Below are 16,866 nucleotides of genomic sequence, written 5' to 3' on the forward strand. Positions count from 1 at the left end.
TCGGTGGAAAGCCCCCGCGGTTGGGCGGGGGCTGATGGTCGAAGAGGGTGAACTTAGTGCAGTTCGATCTGCGTGCCGTCGGCGGGCTTGATGGAGCCGATGACGTAGGCGGGCTCGTCGTGCTCCTTGAGGATGGCGAGCGCTTCGTCGGCGCGGTCCTTGGCCACGGCGAGCACCATGCCGATGCCCATGTTGAAGATGTTGTACATCTCCATGTGGTCGATTTCGCCGGCCTTTTCGAGCACGTCGAAGATGGGGAGGACGGGCCAGGTGCCGAGCTGGATGCTGGCGGCGAGGCCGTCGGGGATCATGCGCGGGATGTTTTCGATGAAGCCGCCGCCGGTGATGTGGGCGACGCCCTTGATGACGCCGGCCGCGAAGAGCGGCTTGAGGGTCTTCACGTAGATCTTGGTGGGGGTGAGCAGCACGTCGCCGAGCTTGGCGTCGCCGAGTTCGGGCAGCTGGGTGTCCACGGTGTAGCCGGCCTGTTCGAACAGGGCTTTGCGCACGAGGGAGAAGCCGTTGGAGTGCACGCCAGAGCTGGGCAGGCCGATGAGCACGTCGCCGTCGGCGATGGTGGAGCCGTCGATGATGTCGGACTTTTCGACGACGCCGACGGTGAAGCCGGCGAGATCGTATTCGTCTTCGTCGTACATGCCGGGCATTTCGGCGGTTTCGCCGCCGATCAGGCCGGCTTCGGCCTGCACGCAGCCGTCGGCCACGCCGGCTACGACCTGCTCGAGCAGAGCCGGGTCGTTCTTGCCGCAGGCGATGTAGTCGAGGAAGAAGAGGGGCTGTCCGCCCTGGGCGGCGATGTCGTTGACGCACATGGCCACGCAGTCCACGCCGATGGTGTTGTGCTTGTTGGCCATCTTGGCGACGACGAGCTTGGTGCCGACGCCGTCGGTGCCGGAGATCAGGACCGGCTCCTTGTAGCCGAGGGAGGCGAGGTCGAACAGGCCGCCGAATCCGCCGATGCCGCCGACGACTCCGGGGCGGTTGGTACGGGCGACGTGCGACTTGATGCGCTTGACGACCTCGTAGCCGGCCTCGACGCTGACTCCAGCATTCTCATACGCTTGGGGCATGATGCACCTTTCTGGGTGATATCGATGGGGTATCGATGTGATCTGATGGTTCGTGAAAATCCGTTGATTGTGACTGATGCACCGACGAACTGATGCGGTCGGTGCGGTCGATGACGATCGGTCGTGCCCATGGGCGTGACGTGCGTCGGGCGTGACGTGCGTTCGGAACGTCGTCGCATCCGCGGACACGACCGATCGTCATCGACTATTCGTTGTCATTGTCGGTGGTCGTGTCGCCGTCCGTCTCCGCGACCTGGCAGGAGTACTCGTTGCCGATGTACTTGCTCTTGTATAGCGCGAACTCGGGCAGTCGCACGCGATCCTCGGCGGTGAGCGACTTGAGGAAGTCCTGCTCGTAGTCGTCGAGCGCGGTGGGGTAGTCGCCGTTGAAGTAGGCGACGCACAGGCCGCCGTACGGGGCCTCGGTGTTCAGGCCGATGCTTTCGACGAGTCCGTCGAGGGAGAGGAAGGCGAGCGAGTCGGCGCCGATGTATTCGCGGATCTCCTCGACGCTCTTCTTGCCGGCGATCAGCTCCTTGGTGGTGGAGATGTCGATGCCGTAGAAGCACGGGTACTTGAGCGGCGGCGAGCTGATGCGCATGTGCACTTCGGCGGCGCCGGCCTCGCGCAGCAGCTGGACGATGCGCTTGGACGTGGTGCCGCGCACGATGGAATCGTCGATCACGACGACGCGCTTGCCCTTGACCACGCCGCGCACGGCGGACAGCTTCATGCGCACGCCCTGCTCGCGCAGCTCCTGCGTGGGCTGGATGAACGTGCGGGCCACGTACTGGTTCTTGATCAGACCCATCTCGTTGGGCAGACCACTGGCCTCCGCGTAGCCGGATGCGGCGGACAGGGAGGAGTTCGGCACGCCGATGACCATGTCGGCCTCGACGGGGGATTCCTGGGCGAGGCGGGCACCCATGCGCTTGCGGGCGGAGTGCACGTTCACGCCGTAGATGTCGGAGTCGGGGCGGGCGAAGTAGATGAACTCCATGGAGCAGATCGCCAGCTGGGTCTTGTTGGTGTACTGCACGATCTTGTAGCCGTGGTCGTTGACCACCACGATCTCGCCGGGGCGGATGTTGCGCACGAGCTCGGCGCCCACCACGTCGAGCGCGCAGGTCTCGGAGGCGAGCACGTAGGCGCCGTTCTTCATGCGGCCGAGGCTGAGCGGACGGAAGCCGTTCGGGTCGAGCGCGCCGATCATGGCGTCCTCGGTCATGATCAGGTAGGCGAAACCACCGTGCACCGTGTTGAGGGACTCCTTGAGCTTGTCCATGAACGTGCGCTGGTTGGAGCGACGGATCAGGTGCATGAGCACTTCGGTGTCGGAGTTGGAGTGGAAGATCGCGCCCTCGTCCTCGAGATTGCGGCGCAGGGTGCGGCAGTTGGTGAGGTTGCCGTTGTGGCACAGGGCCATGTCTCCGTCGTGGAAGCGGAAGATGAACGGCTGGATGTTGTCGGTGGACCCGGAGCCGGCGGTGGCGTAACGCACGTGGCCGATGGCCCGGTTACCCTTGAGGCGGGCGATCTCGCGTTCGTCGCCGAACACCTGGGTGAGCAGGCCGAGTCCGCGGTGGCCGATCAGGTGACCGTTGTCGTTGGAAACGATGCCGGCACCCTCCTGGCCTCGATGTTGCAGGGCGTGGAGCCCGAAGTAGGTGAGGCGAGATGCATCGGGGTGTCCCCAGACGCCAAAGACGCCGCATTCTTCATGAATTTCTTCCAGTTCGGCGGACAAGCAACCGCTCCTTCCGTAGAAAAGTCAAGGGATTCGTCGCTTCCCAAACTCTACCAACCAAGGGCTACAACAGTTCACTTCCGCGTCGCCGCCCATACACCATATCCCCGCCCCCGCACGCAAAAGGTCCGCATGTCGGACCTACAACATCCGTGTCGGACTTTCTGGCTTCAACTCTCTGGCTCCCCTCCCCGAGGGGAGCTGTCGGCAACGCCGACTGAGGGGAGCGCCACCTCGACCCCGCCATCCCCGCATATTTCTCCCGATATAATCGAACATATGTTTGAGCAACGGAATGCTGGGCGCACCTACATCGCGATCGATCTCAAGTCGTTCTATGCGTCGGTGGAGTGCGTGTCACGGGGACTGGATCCGCTGACCACGAATCTGGTGGTGGCGGACGTGTCGCGTACCGAGAAGACGATCTGTCTGGCGGTGTCGCCGTCGCTCAAGGCATACGGGTTGCCCGGTCGTGCTCGACTGTTCGAGGTCGTGCAGAAGATGCGCGAGGTCAACGCCGATCGTCGTCTGCATGCGCCCGGCCGACATTTGATCGGCGAATCAACAAACGCGAACGAACTCGCCACGAATCCGAATCTCGCTGCCGGCTACATCGCCGCCAAGCCGCGTATGGCGCACTATCTCGAATGTAGCGCGAACATCTACGGCATCTATCTCAAATACGCCGCAGCCGAAGACATCCATGTTTATTCGATTGACGAAGTCTTCATCGACGCCACCCGCTATCTGCGCGCCGCCGGCATGAACGCGCACGCGCTGGCCCGCATCATCGTGCGCGACATCCTTAATCAGACCGGCATCACTGCCACCGCCGGTATCGGCACCAACCTGTATCTCGCCAAGGTCGCCATGGACATCGTCGCCAAACACATGCCCGCCGACCGCGACGGCGTACGCGTGGCAGAACTCGACGAACACTCATATCGCCGGCTGCTGTGGAACCACACACCGCTCACCGACTTCTGGCGAGTCGGCCGCGGATACGCAAAGAAACTCCAGGCGCACGGGCTCAACACCATGGGCGACATCGCACGCTGCTCGCTTGGCCGCGCCTCCGACTACTACAACGAGGACCTGCTCTACCGACTGTTCGGCGTGAACGCGGAACTGCTCATCGACCACGCGTGGGGATGGGAGCCGTGCACCATCGCCGACATCCAGGCATACAAACCCGCCGACACGAGCATCAGCTCCGGGCAGGTGCTGCAGCAGCCGTATGATCACGCGCACGCACGACTCGTGGTCAAGGAGATGACCGACCTGCTCGTACTCGAAATGGTGTCCAAGCGAATGGAGACCGACCGCGTGACTCTGGCGATCGGATACGACGCGAGTAATGTGCGCGACGCAGCCGACGGTCACGGTCCGGCAAAAAGCCCCGGTCCGACCAAAACCGACTGGTACGGACGCACGGTCCCCAAACCGGTGCACGGGTCGGCCGACCTCGGCGACTACACATCGTCCACGCGGCGAATCCTCGACGCCATGACCGGCATATACGACCGGATCGTGGACCCAGCGCTGAGCGTGCGACGCATCACCGTCGTCGTAGAACGACTGCACGAGATCGGCACGCCAATGCCCAAAGGGCATCGATACGAGCAGCCCGACCTGTTCTCGGATGGCGGAAACACAAGTGAATCGGGCCAGACGACCGAAGTCGTTGCGGGAGGCGCGGTCGCTGGGACAAGTGCGGCATCGCATGCGGCCGACCGTGCCAGCGAACAACGCGAACACGATATCCAGCAATCCCTGATCGACATCAAACGCAAATTCGGCAAGAACGCCATACTCAAGGGCATGAACCTCGAGGAAGGCGCCACCGGCCGGCTGCGCAACAGCCAGATCGGCGGCCACGCGGCGTAACGCATACAAGGAGATAGAAGGAGGAAAGTTATGGCATTGAACGAAACCCACCGCTACGACGACATCATCGACCTGCCGCACCACCAATCAACCCGCCATCCGCACATGCCCATGCACAATCGCGCCGCCCAGTTCATGCCCTTCGCCGCGCTCACCGGCTACGAAGACGCGCTCGCCGCCGTAGCCGAGCGCTTGCGAACCCAGGATGACTGATTCCGTCGCACACAACCGGAAGGGAACCGTTGAGTGCGGCAAATCGGGACAACTGCAGCGTTGCAATTTCAAGGAAAACGCCGCCTCTGCATCGTGCACTCTACGAAAGCCATTCCGAAGAGTGCGTCGGAAAGAGGCATCCCGGCGGTTTTGCACCGCCAATAATCTCGCTCTATAGCAACGCCGATGCGAAATCGCCGCAAAATCGGTATATTCAAGCGCGGTTTGGCCGGAACCATGGAATTCGTCGCCGGCGGCAAGGGAAGGAATCTGCAATGTCCGCTTCGGAAGCTGAATCGCAATCCGCGCGCCAGTCACGCCAGTCAGGTCAATGCCCGGTGCCGTTCGCACCCATCGCCGAATCGATCCCGCCCAACGTGTTCGCCGTCACCGACCAGAAGGTTGCGCGGGCCGTGGCCGCCGGCGTGGACGTGATCGACCTCGCCAAAGGCAATCCCGACGCCTACCCGGTCGCATTCATCCGCGACGCCGCCAAACAGGCCATCGACGATCCGGCCAACGCGCGCTACACGCCATTCGATGGAAAACCTACATTCCTCAAGGCGGCCGCCGACTGGTACCGACGCGTGCACGGCGTCGAACTCGACTGGACCACCCAACTGTTCGCCGTGGAAGGCGCGGTCGACGGTCTCGCCGGACTCTACGCGATCCTCATCGACCGGGGCGACGCGGTCTCGTTCGTCGACCCATACTATCCGTCGTACCACTGCATGGCCGTGATGCACGGCGCCGAGGAAGTGCTGCTGCCCGCGCTCGCCGACCGCGATTTCCTGCCTGATCTGGACGCGGTGCCGGCGGAGACCTGGGATCGGGTCAAGATGCTCGTGCTCAACTATCCGAACAACCCCACCGGCGCACAGGCTCCGCTGTCGTTCCTGCGGCGAGCGGTCGAACTGGCGCACGAGCACCGGTTCGTGATCGTGCACGACTATGCGTACTCCGGTCTAGGCGTGGGGGTGAACGGTGATGTGAACGCGCCGGACGCCCAGCAGCACAGTATTCTCGAGGTGCCGGGTGCGAATGATGTGGCCGTGGAGGTGTGCTCGCTGTCGAAGATGTACGCGATGGCCGGCTGGCGCGCCGGATTCGTGGCGGGCAACGAGGCCGTGGTCGCGCGGCTCAAGCTGTACCACTATCAGATGGGATCCATGATCACCGGCAACATTCAGGATGCCGGCGTGGTCGCGCTGGAATCCGATCAGTCGTGCGTGGCGGAGCTTGCGCAACGGTATGCCGCCCGTCGCCGCATCGTGGCCGAAGGACTGCGCGCGGCCGGACTCAACGTGTTCGATTCCGCCGGCGGCATCTACGTGTGGGCGCGCGTGCCGGGCAGCTGGACGGGGGAGAGCCTGGCCGATCATCTGCTCGACCAGGCCGCCGTCGCCGTGCTGCCCGGAACCTGCTTCGGCAAGGTCGGACGCGACTACATTCGTCTGAGCCTGCTCAAGTCCGAGCCGGAGCTGCGCGAGGCCGTGCGGCGCATTGCCGCCACACTGTAGACGCTCCTGCTTCGACTTGTCCGGATTCGCTTCGACCAGTTTTGACTCGTTTTGGCGATTACGTTCTGTTCCCGAGGTAAAACAAACCGTACTCATGCCGGACGTTTCGATTACGTTCCGTCTTGCATTGATGATGGAACGTAACCGGGGAGGTCGCTTCGGCTACGTTCCATCATGAATCGGGAACGGAACGTAACCGAGATGGCAATTACGGTTACGTTCCACTTGGAAGCGATGATGGAACGTAACCGCAAACGCGGCACCACCACAGACCGCAGCCCGAATGTATTCCACCCCGTTCGGAGTCGTGACGAATCGCGCAGGGCGCATTTTCTCATACACCGGGCGGCAACCGAACGCGAGCCGTCAGCCCACGTGGCGCTCGAAGCGGTGGAATCCGAGAATGCCCTCGATCTCGGCCATTGCGTCGTTGGGGATGACCAGGCCGGATGCCTTGAGGTTGCTCTCCAGCTGGCTCGGCTTGCTCGCGCCGGCGATCACGCAACTGATCTCCGGATGCTGCAGGATCCACGCCAGCGACAGCACCGCCAGACTCACGCCGAGCTCATTGGCCACCTTGCGCAGCTGCTCCACCTTGTCCAGATTCTCGTCGGTGAGCAGATCGTTGATCTGATGATCGGCCTGCCACGTGGCGCGCGACCCGGCCGGCAGCGGCTGACCCTTGCGGTACTTGCCGGTGAGCAGACCCTGCGCGAGCGGCGAGAACGTGGTGATGCCGATGCCGTGGCGGCGGCACGTGCCCATGATCTCGTGCTCGATGTAGCGGTCGATCATGTTGTACTGCGGCTGCACCACGGTGATCGGATACAGGTTGTAGCGGTCGATGATGCGCTGCGCCTCCTCGAGACGCGCGCCGCCCCACTCCTCGGAGACGCCGTAGTAGAGCACCTTGCCCTGCGCCACGAGATCGCTCATCGCGCGCAGCGTCTCGGTCAGATCGGTGGTCTCATCGAAACGGTGGCAGTAGTACAGGTCGATGTAGTCGGTCTGCATGTTCTTCAGCGTCTGATCGATGCTTTCGAAGATGTGCTTGCGGGACAGGCCACGGTCGTTCACGCCGTCCCCGGTGGGGAAGTACACCTTGCTGGAGATGACAAGCTCCTTGCGCGGGTACTGCTTGAGCGTTTCTCCGAGGAATCGCTCGGCGTCGCCGCCCGAGTAGGCGTCGGCGCAGTCGAAGAAGTTGATGCCGGAATCGTAGGCGAGGCGCACGATGTCGCGCGCCGTGTCGATCTCGGCGGAATCGTTGAGCTGCGTCACCCAGCTGCCCAGTGCGATCTCGCTGATCTTGAGTCCGGACTTTCCTACGCTGCGATACTTCACAAATGCTCCTTGGTTGAGCGGAATCCCTTTGTAATCAGTTGCATACCTAGAGTAGGCCTTCAACCGTACTTGAACGCAAATCCACGGATGAGCCGGATGCCCGATGCAACCGGGTCTGGGCTAGGAGCGGTGCTCACTCCGGCGGGCGGGGCTAAGGCAGCCGATGCAACTGAGTTTGGGGTGGGGCCTTTGGGGAAATATGAGCTTTGAGTTCCAGACGTCGGCAAATGCTGCTGGCTATCTCCAAGTTCTGACGTGATTGAAGGGGTTTGCGGACACCAATCTGCAAGTTCTGAAGTTCCCGATCAGGAATCTCGGAGTATGAGCGTTGCAGTTGCAATGACCATACTCCGTTTTCGAGCTCGGAGAACTTCAGAACTTGGAGATAGATGTCTGTAAGGGGCCCAAATCACTTCAGAACTTGAGGATTGCTGTTCTTCGCGAAGTATTCGGGACTTATCGACGGCAATGGGCGAGGGAAGCGACCGATTTGGAACCCGCACGGTGCGTTGCTGCGGTCTAACTTCGAGTTCTGTGCGGATTTTCCGTGGGCTCAGACACCAATCCTCGAGTTCTGTGCGCGGAATTCACCATATCCGAAGTATGACCCTTGATATTTCAGGTCTCATACTTCGCATATTCTTCCGACGCCGCACAGAACTCGAGGATTGATGGTTGCAACACCTCCAAATTCGCACAGAACACGGAGATTGCTCGAATTTCGAGCTTGAAGAGGTTGTAAGCCGAACACAGCATGGTCATTATCACAGCCCGGTCAGCGAGGAACCCCAGTCGACGAAGAGCCTTTAGTCCAAGGCCGCCCGCCAACTGGGGTGATGCGCCAGTGGGAGTACGAGCTGAGGCACAAACACGGGAAGGAGGGCGATACGAGGCTCCTCCCCGTTATCCAACGCGTGCGCCGCATCGTGAACAAGACCGGCAGACGGCTTGCTCACGATACGACGCACATGCCTAGAGCCCGGCCGTATCCGGTGGATCGCGGAGAACTCCAAGAAACAGAGGAGCCGTGCCGTTGTCTCCGGGCAGATTGGCGTAAAGCTCATAAATAAAGGGCCGATCCACGCGCACGGTCACCGTCGTGTCCGGCTTTGGCGGCGGGCCACCTAGATATGAAATGCCGAACATGGTGTATGCGGCGGCCTTGGCGCCTTCCTCGGTGACCTCCATGCGAGTCTCCTGAATGGCTTGGCCGATGTACAGGGGATCGTCGGCCATGGCGGAGAATTCCGCGCGGCCGGGGTCGAATGCGCGTGCGATGCCTAGGGCGTTCAGACGTGTTTGCAATGCGTCGGTATCGAACGTGGCACCGGTGACGAATCGTGGCATGGTCAAGTCCACCTGCCGTCGCCAACTGCGTGTTGCCGGGGTGGCAAAAGCCTCATCAAGTAATGGTGCATTGTCCAAAAGCCGGTCAAGACGGACGGATTCGTCGGGCAGGATAACGCTTACGCCTCCTTGCCGGCCTCTGAACGGAAGGGTGACCTTGGTCCATCCGTCGCCGCGCGTGTATCCGATGGCGGTCGATGTCTGGTGCATCATAGGCGTAAGTGCATCGCCGTGCATGCCATGAAATGTTTCGGGCCGGGTCAGCTCCTTGTCGAACGTACTGTTCCAGCGGCCATTGGAGATCAGTGCGTTCAGCAGCACCAGCACGGATAACGGCTCCACGTCAATGTTCGGCTTGATCATGCCGTTGGTGTGCTCGCTTACCCAATCCGACATGCGACGACCGGTGGTCTGGCCGAACGGCTCGTGGTCGAATACTTCGGCCTCGCATCGTCGAATGCCGGCAAGCCATTCCCGGTGCGGAGTGATTCCGCCGCGAATCCACAGCGAGTCAGCGATCCGATGGACGCCGGTGGCGTTGAGTGCACTGCGGAAGTCTCTCAGATCATCTGCGGTCGCATCCTGGGAACGCAGTGCGGTCTGCAGCTCTCGTCGGGTTTCACCGGACGCGCCTGTGGTGGTCAGAGCCAGTGCCATCCATAGGGAGGTCGGCGAATAGTTGATGTTGCCGTCACCGGCCAGGAATATGGGAGCGGAGGCATGGGCGAATCCGCGGATTGCATCCGTCACGCAATCGGGGGCCAACGGCGGAGGCGCCACGTCCTCGTTCTCATGCTCGTCCCATTCCTCGTCGTCCCAGTCTTCGTCGGCTTCGTCATCCATCCGCGTATCATCGCCGATCACAAATTCCTCTTCGTCGTCCATCATCCTCTATTCCTCCTCGAACAGAACGCCAACGCTACGGCATATGCAACCGCAACGGCGCGTGCATTTCCACAATACCCGAAGCATTCGTATTCAATACCCGATCGAACGCTCCCATCAGATGACGCATCCAGCCAAACTTGGTAGTCGAAACGCGACCTGGTGGTTGATTTGGTAGTCGAAACGCGACGTGGCGGTTGAGTTGGTAGTCGAAGCGTGACGTTTCAGACGCTGTGTGAGGGTTCACGCTGTCCCGTTTGGACTACCAAGTTCGGTTGGTTTCGGTTGGATGCAGTCGGTTTCGATCGGATGCGGTTGGATGCGGCCGGATGCAGTTGGACTACGCCGGACGCCGGGCTGCCGAATACCCGTCGTACCAGTCGGATTCGCAATGAACGGCAAGACGACAGAGGGGACGGAACCGAGATAGGTTCCGTCCCCTCTGGATTAGGAGAAGCGTGCGTGCGGCAGGATCACGTCGATCTCACCGCATATGTCGTATATCGATCGTGCGCGGTCCGACGACCGAATGGCCGCGGACCACGCACAAATCGAATCGCGATCGCGTACGAGTCTTACGCGGCGAAGTACTCCACGCCGGCCTCGAAGAGCGGCTGGTACTTGTCGCCGGGCACGTTCACGTAGAGACCGTTGCCGGAGCGCTCCGAGTGACCCATCTTGCCGAACACGCGGCCGTCGGGGCTGGTGATGCCCTCCACTGCGAGCAGCGAGCCGTTCGGGTTCACGTCCAGATCCATGCTCGGCACGCCGTTCTCGTCCACGTACTGCGTGGCGATCTGGCCGTTGGCCTTGAGCTGCGCCAGCACCTCGTCGGAGGCCACGAAGCGGCCCTCGCCGTGGGAGATGGCCACGGTGTGCACGTCGCCCACGTTGGTGCGGGCCAGCCACGGGGACAGGTCGGAGGCCACGCGGGTGCGCACCAGACGGCTCTGGTGGCGGCCGATCGTGTTGAACGTCAGCGTCGGGCATTCGGCGGTCATCGGCACGATGTCGCCGTACGGCACCAGACCCAGCTTGATGAGCGCTTGGAAGCCGTTGCAGATGCCCAGCATCAGACCGTCGCGGTTCTTCAGCAGGTCGCGCACCGCCTCGGTGACGGCCGGAGCGCGGAAGAACGCGGTGATGAACTTGGCGGAGCCGTCGGGCTCGTCGCCGCCGGAGAAGCCGCCGGGGATCATCACGATCTGGCTGCGCTTGATCTCCTCGACCAGCGCGGCGGTGGACTCGGCCACGGCGGCCGGCGTGAGGTTGTTCACGATCAGCGTGGTGGCCTCGGCGCCCGCACGCTCGAAGGCGGCGGCCGTGTCGTACTCGCAGTTGTTGCCGGGGAACACGGGGATGACCACGTGCGGCTTGGCAACGGGGGAGCCCACGTACACGGTCTTCTTCGGCGCATTGAAGCTCACGGCCTCGACGGCGTCGCCATGACCACGGTACGGGAACACCTCCTCCATGCCATGCTCCCAGGACTCCTGCAGCACGGCCAGATCGAGGTCCTCGCCGGCGGCGTGCAGCACGTACGCCTCGGTGGTCTCGCCGATCTTGCCCATGCACACGAGGTTCGACACCGCGGGCAGCTTGCCGTTGTCGGCCAGCTCCACGATGAAGCTGCCGTACGCCGGAGTGAACAGGTCGTCCACGGCGATCGAATCATCGAGCGCCACGCCGATGCGGTTGCCCAGCGTGTCCTTGAACAGGGTCTCGGCGGTGCAGCCGTAGCCCGGAGTGGACACGGACACGACCTGACCGTCCTCGATCAGGCCCTCGACCGCGGCCAGCACCTCGATCAGGCTCTCCGGATCCGGGGTCAGACCGTCGGCCTGGTAGCGCGGCGCGATGCGCACCAGCGTGTGGCCGGCCTTCTTGAACTCGGGGGAGGTGGCACGGTCCATCGGCCCGACGGCCACGGCGAAGCTCACCAGGGTCGGAGGCACGTCGAGATCCTCGAAGCTGCCGGACATGGAGTCCTTGCCGCCGATCGCGCCCACACCGAGATCGATCTGCGCCATGAGCGCGCCGAGCACGGCGGCCATGGGCTTGCCCCAGCGCTTGGGATCCTCGCGCAGCTTCTCGAAGTACTCCTGGAACGTCAGGTAGGCGTCCTCGCGGCGGAAGCCGGCGGCCACCAGCTTGGAGATGGACTCCACCACCGACAGGTACGCGCCGGTGAACTGGTTCTTCTCCATGATGTACGGGTTGAAGCCCCAGGCCATTGCGGAGGCGGTGGTGGTCTCGCCGAACACCGGGAACTTGGCGACCATGGCCTGCGATGGGGTGAGCTGACGCTTGCCGCCGAACGGCATGAGCACGGTGGCCGCGCCGATCGTGGAGTCGAAGCGCTCGGACAGACCCTTGTTGGAGGCCACGTTGATGTCGGTGACCAGGTCGTGCATGCGCTCGGCGAGCGTGTCGCCCTTCCACGGGGTGGCGTAGGTGCCGCCCTGCTCTACGTGAGCGTCCATGTACTTGGGGGCGCCGTTGGAGTTGAGGAACGCGCGGCTCAGGTTCACGATGGTGTCGCCGTTCCACGTCATGACCATGCGCGGATCCTCGGTGACGGTGGCGATGACCGTGGCCTCGAGGTTCTCCTCGCGGGCGTAGCCCAGGAACTCGTCCACGTCGTCGGCGGCCACGTCCACGGCCATGCGCTCCTGCGATTCGGAGATGGCCAGCTCGGTGCCGTCAAGACCCTCGTACTTCTTGGTGACCTTGTCGAGATCGATGGTCAGACCGTCGGCGATCTCACCGGTGGCTACGGACACACCGCCCGCACCGAAGTCGTTGCAGCGCTTGATCAGACGGCAGGCGTCGCCGCGGCGGAACAGACGCTGCAGTTTGCGCTCGATCGGGGCGTTGCCCTTCTGTACCTCGGCGCCGCATTCCTCGAGGGAGTCGATGTCGAGCTGCTTGGAGGAGCCGGTGGCGCCGCCGATGCCGTCACGGCCGGTGCGGCCGCCGAGCAGGATGATCTTGTCGCCGGGGGCCGGGGTCTCGCGACGCACGTGGTCGGCCGGAGTGGCACCCACCACGGCGCCGATCTCCATGCGCTTGGCCACGTAGCCGGGGTGGTAGAGCTCGTTGACCTGACCGGTGGCCAGACCGATCTGGTTGCCGTAGGAGCTGTAGCCGGCGGCCGCGGTGGTCACGAGCTTGCGCTGCGGCAGCTTGCCCTCAAGCGTCTCGGAGACCGGCACGGTCGGATCGGCGGCGCCGGTCACGCGCATGGCCTGGTACACGTAGGAGCGGCCCGACAGGGGGTCGCGGATGCAGCCGCCGATGCAGGTGGCCGCGCCACCGAACGGCTCGATCTCCGTGGGGTGGTTGTGCGTCTCGTTCTTGAACAGGAACAGCCAGTTCTGGTCCTCGCCGTTCACGTCCACCTTCACCTTCACGGTGCAGGCGTTGATCTCCTCGGACTCGTCGAGGTTCTTCAGCACGCCCTTGGCCTTGAGGTACTTGGCACCGATCGTGCCCATGTCCATCAGGCACACGGGCTTGGCGTCACGGCCCAGTTCGTGGCGGATGGCCATGTACTTGTCGAACGCGGCCTTGACCACGGCGTCGTCGATCTCAATGTTCGTCAGCTGCGTGCCGAACGTCGTGTGACGGCAGTGATCCGACCAGTACGTGTCGATCACCTTGATCTCGGTGATGGTGGGGTTGCGCTGCTCGCCGGCGAAGTACTCCTGACACACCTTGATGTCGGCCAGATCCATGGCCAGACCACGGTCGGCGATGAACTGCTCGAGACCGGCCTCGTCCAGATCGAGGAAGCCGTCGATGACCTCCACCTTGCCGGGCACGGCCACGTCCATCTTCAGGGTGTCGCGCGTGGCGAGCGAGGCCTCACGGGCCTCGACCGGGTTGATCACGTAGTGCTTGATCGTGGCGACATCGGCGTCGGTGAGCGCGCCCTCGAGCACGTACACCTTGGCGCTGCGCACGTCCGGACGCTCGCCCTGGCTGATCAGCTGGATGCACTCGCTGGCGGAGTCGGCGCGCTGGTCGAACTGGCCGGGAAGGAACTCGGTGGCGAACACCTTGGCGTCGCCGAAGTCGGGCAGCTCGGCGAACACGTTGTCCACCTGCGGCTCGCTGAACACGACGGGCGTGGCCTCGGCGAACAGCTCCTCGCTGATGCCCTCCACGTCGTAACGGTTGATGATGCGAAGGCCGGTCAGCGCGTCGATGCCGAGGATCGTGCGCAGTTCGTTGCCCAGCTGCTGGGCCTCAACGTCGAAACCGGGCTTCTTTTCCACGTAAATGCGAAAGACCACTGCGGTTTTCCTTTCTTACCAATTTGGCTTCCCCTTGAGGGGAAGCTGTCGAGCACAGCGAGACTGATGGGTGACATGGGCACGTACCGGATGGATATGCATCAACCCACCTCATCAGTCAGCCTGCGGCTGCCAGCTTCCCCTCAAGGGGAAGCCAATGAATCGGATATGACGGAGGTTACTTGACCTCGATGCCTTCGGACTTGGCGAGCTCGGCCAGACGGGATTCGATCTCCTCGTAGGCGGGGATGATCGAGCCCAAGCCGCGGCGGAACAGATCCTTGTCCAGGTGCTCCACCTTGCCGGAGTGATCGCGCTGATCCCACAGACGGCAGGAGTCGGGGGTGATCTCGTCGGCCAGCAGCAGCGTGCCGTCGGAGGTGCGACCCATCTCGATCTTGAAGTCCACGAGCTTGACGTCGATCTTGGCGAAGATGTCGATCAGGGCCTCGTTGATGCGGCGGGCGAGCGGGGCGATCTCGGCGAGATCCTCGCGGGTGCACACGCCAAGGGCGACTAGGTCGTCGTCGTTGACGAACGGATCATGCAGGTCGTCGTTCTTGAGGAAGTACTCGAGCACCGGCTCCTTGAGCGGCAGACCCTCCTCGACGCCGAGGCGCGAGCAGAAGTGGCCGGCCGCGGTGTTGCGCAGCACGATCTCCAGCGGGAACATGTCCATCTTGCGCACCAGCTGGGCGGTGTCGTCCACGCGCTTGACGAGATGGCTGTCGATGCCGCGGTTCTTGAGCAGATCGAAGATGATGGTGGTGATGAGGTTGTTCAGACGACCCTTGCCGGTGAAGTCCTCCTTCTTCTCACCATCGCCAGCCGTGGCCGTGTTCTTGTACTCGACCCAGAGCACCTCGGGATCATCGGTTGCGTACAGCTGCTTGGCCTTGCCCTCGTAGAGCTTTTCCAGTTTCTCCATCATTGCCTTTCTCACAACGGTATCTCACAGCGTTATCGGAGTGGAAACTTGGGGTGAATGATCGTTCTCACAGTATCAAGCGGCGGCTACAAAACACAGGGTCAACACAGGGGTGACACAGGGGTGACACGGGGTTGCCGGCGCCGCGCCGCCACCATGCGGCACCGGTCCCACCATGTGATCGCAGCGCGTCAGAACACGGTCACGTCAAGCGCGTCCGCCACGCGCCCCGCCTTGGCGCGCGCATCCGTCTCGGTGTCCGCCACGGCGAGCGCCACGGCCATGCGACGATGCCCGTCCACGCCCGGCTTGGCGAAGATACGCAGATCCGTGTCGGGCTCGGCGAGCGCCTTGGCGACCGAACCGAACGACACCTCACCCTTGCCGGCGATGACGATCGCGTGGCTGGCGGCGACCTTGGACGGGTCGCGCAGCGCCACCGAACGCGCGGAGACGGGCACGCCGAGCACGGCGCGGGCGTGCAGCGCGAACTCGCTGAGGTTCTGGGAGATCATGGTGACCATGCCGGTGTCGTGCGGGCGGGGGGAGACCTCGTTGAACAGCACGCTGCCGTCGACGAGCACGAACAGCTCCACGCCGTACACGCCCCAGCCGGTCTCGCCGTGCTCACGGGCGAGATCCACCAGACCCTGGACCATGCGCACGGCATAGTCGTCGGCCTTGATGCGCACGTCGTCGGGGATGGGGGAGCCCTGCCAGGATTCGCGATAGTCGCCGTCCTCCTGACGCTGGCCGATCGGCGCGCACGCCACGATGCCGCTCGAGGAGGCCACGGTGAGCACGGTCAGCTCGTAGTCGAGCGGGGCGAACGCCTCCACCACCACGCGGCTGACGGCATGTTCCTTGGCGGTGCGTCCCTCGGTCTGCGCCACCTGCCAGGCGCGGGCCACGTCGTCGGGACCGCGCATCACGGACTGGCCGTGGCCGGACGAACTCATCACCGGCTTGACCACGCACGGGAATCCAACCGCCGAGGCGCCCTCGGCAAGCTCCTCCTCGGTGCCGGCGAATCGGTACGGGGTGGTGGGCAGTTCCAGCGTTTCGGCGGCCAGACGGCGCAGGCGCTCGCGGTCCATGCAGATCTGTGCGATCTGGCAGCTGGGCACCACCTGCACACCGTTGTCGGCGGCGCGGGAGAGTTCGGCGGTGGCGATGGCCTCGACCTCGGGGATGATGATGTCGGGTTTGACGTCAGCGATCAGCGCGTTGAGCTCGTCAGCGTTGGCCATGTCGAGCACGCGCGCCTCATGGGCCACCTGCTGTGCGGGGGCTCCGGCGTACGAGTCGGCGGCGATCACGCGTGCGCCGAGCCGCATGAGTTCGATGGCGATCTCCTTGCCCAGCTCGCCCGAGCCGAGCAGCAGCGCGCGCGTGCAGGGGGCGGAGTCGCCGAGCGGGGAGCCGAGGGGACGATCGACGACGCGATCGGAATGATTGGTGGAACAGACGGATTCAGCAACGGGATTCGTATCGGTCATGACTCCATTGTGCAATGACCGCTCGAATACGCGATATGCCGGTGGTCGCCTCTCATCCGTCGGCACGGCAGGCCGCCGAAAACAGCAACGCCGACGGGGTCATGCGAACC

10 protein-coding genes are annotated in these 16,866 nt (G+C 63.3%); 3 read left to right on the plus strand and 7 right to left on the minus strand.

Translation table 11 applies throughout. From position 1 onward, the window contains the following. Positions 1–53 precede the first annotated feature (53 nt). Entirely contained in the window at positions 54–1,088 is a 1,035-nt protein-coding gene (gene purM / locus Tam10B_RS04285) for a phosphoribosylformylglycinamidine cyclo-ligase (RefSeq protein ID WP_093960022.1), read from the minus strand. 205 nt (positions 1,089–1,293) lie between these two features. Then, the gene (gene purF, locus Tam10B_RS04290) at positions 1,294–2,835 is read right to left on the minus strand and encodes an amidophosphoribosyltransferase (RefSeq protein ID WP_093960023.1); all 1,542 of its coding nucleotides are present in this window, start codon (positions 2,833–2,835) and stop codon (positions 1,294–1,296) included. A gap of 279 nt (positions 2,836–3,114) precedes the next feature. On the opposite strand from purF, the gene Tam10B_RS04295 reads away from it, so the two are divergent. The 3 genes from Tam10B_RS04295 (at position 3,115) to Tam10B_RS04305 (ending at position 6,455) form a co-directional block, all read left to right on the plus strand. Then, positions 3,115–4,722 (plus strand): Y-family DNA polymerase, encoded by a 1,608-nt coding sequence (locus Tam10B_RS04295; RefSeq protein WP_093960024.1) that lies wholly within the window; start codon positions 3,115–3,117, stop codon positions 4,720–4,722. Positions 4,723–4,752: 30 nt separating this feature from the next. Then, positions 4,753–4,935 carry a hypothetical protein gene (locus Tam10B_RS04300; protein ID WP_093960025.1) on the plus strand — a complete coding sequence of 61 codons (183 nt, stop codon included), beginning with the start codon at positions 4,753–4,755 and terminating at the stop codon, positions 4,933–4,935. A gap of 275 nt (positions 4,936–5,210) precedes the next feature. Next, entirely contained in the window at positions 5,211–6,455 is a 1,245-nt protein-coding gene (locus Tam10B_RS04305; protein ID WP_093960026.1) for a pyridoxal phosphate-dependent aminotransferase, read from the plus strand. A 366-nt stretch (positions 6,456–6,821) separates the two neighbouring features. Here Tam10B_RS04305 and Tam10B_RS04310 read toward each other — a convergent pair whose 3' ends face one another. From Tam10B_RS04310 to purT, 5 genes are all read right to left on the minus strand, one after another. Next, on the minus strand, positions 6,822–7,799 hold the full coding sequence (locus tag Tam10B_RS04310) for an aldo/keto reductase family protein (protein ID WP_093960027.1): 978 nt from the start codon (positions 7,797–7,799) through the stop codon (positions 6,822–6,824). Between the two features lie 972 nt (positions 7,800–8,771). Continuing rightward, positions 8,772–10,034 (minus strand): serpin family protein, encoded by a 1,263-nt coding sequence (locus Tam10B_RS04315; protein WP_093960028.1) that lies wholly within the window; start codon positions 10,032–10,034, stop codon positions 8,772–8,774. A 572-nt stretch (positions 10,035–10,606) separates the two neighbouring features. Then, positions 10,607–14,329 carry a phosphoribosylformylglycinamidine synthase gene (locus tag Tam10B_RS04320; protein ID WP_093960029.1) on the minus strand — a complete coding sequence of 1,241 codons (3,723 nt, stop codon included), beginning with the start codon at positions 14,327–14,329 and terminating at the stop codon, positions 10,607–10,609. A gap of 178 nt (positions 14,330–14,507) precedes the next feature. Beyond that, the gene (gene purC / locus Tam10B_RS04325) at positions 14,508–15,257 is read right to left on the minus strand and encodes a phosphoribosylaminoimidazolesuccinocarboxamide synthase (RefSeq protein WP_093960030.1); all 750 of its coding nucleotides are present in this window, start codon (positions 15,255–15,257) and stop codon (positions 14,508–14,510) included. A 191-nt stretch (positions 15,258–15,448) separates the two neighbouring features. Next, complete coding sequence (gene purT, locus Tam10B_RS04330; protein WP_093960031.1) at positions 15,449–16,756, minus strand: formate-dependent phosphoribosylglycinamide formyltransferase; 1,308 nt, start codon at positions 16,754–16,756, stop codon at positions 15,449–15,451. Positions 16,757–16,866 lie beyond the last annotated feature (110 nt).

Source organism: Bifidobacterium vansinderenii (genome assembly GCF_002234915.1).
Lineage (GTDB): Bacteria > Actinomycetota > Actinomycetes > Actinomycetales > Bifidobacteriaceae > Galliscardovia > Galliscardovia vansinderenii.

Excerpts from the sequence above, each read along its gene's own strand:
- purM (WP_093960022.1), bottom strand. The coding sequence starts at position 1,088 with ATGCCCCAAGCGTATGAGAATGCTGGAGTCAGCGTCGAGGCCGGCTAC.
- Tam10B_RS04295 (WP_093960024.1), top strand. The coding sequence starts at position 3,115 with ATGTTTGAGCAACGGAATGCTGGGCGCACCTACATCGCGATCGATCTC.
- Tam10B_RS04300 (WP_093960025.1), top strand. The coding sequence starts at position 4,753 with ATGGCATTGAACGAAACCCACCGCTACGACGACATCATCGACCTGCCG.
- Tam10B_RS04305 (WP_093960026.1), top strand. The coding sequence starts at position 5,211 with ATGTCCGCTTCGGAAGCTGAATCGCAATCCGCGCGCCAGTCACGCCAG.
- Tam10B_RS04315 (WP_093960028.1), bottom strand. The coding sequence starts at position 10,034 with ATGATGGACGACGAAGAGGAATTTGTGATCGGCGATGATACGCGGATG.
- purC (WP_093960030.1), bottom strand. The coding sequence starts at position 15,257 with ATGGAGAAACTGGAAAAGCTCTACGAGGGCAAGGCCAAGCAGCTGTAC.
- purT (WP_093960031.1), bottom strand. The coding sequence starts at position 16,756 with ATGACCGATACGAATCCCGTTGCTGAATCCGTCTGTTCCACCAATCAT.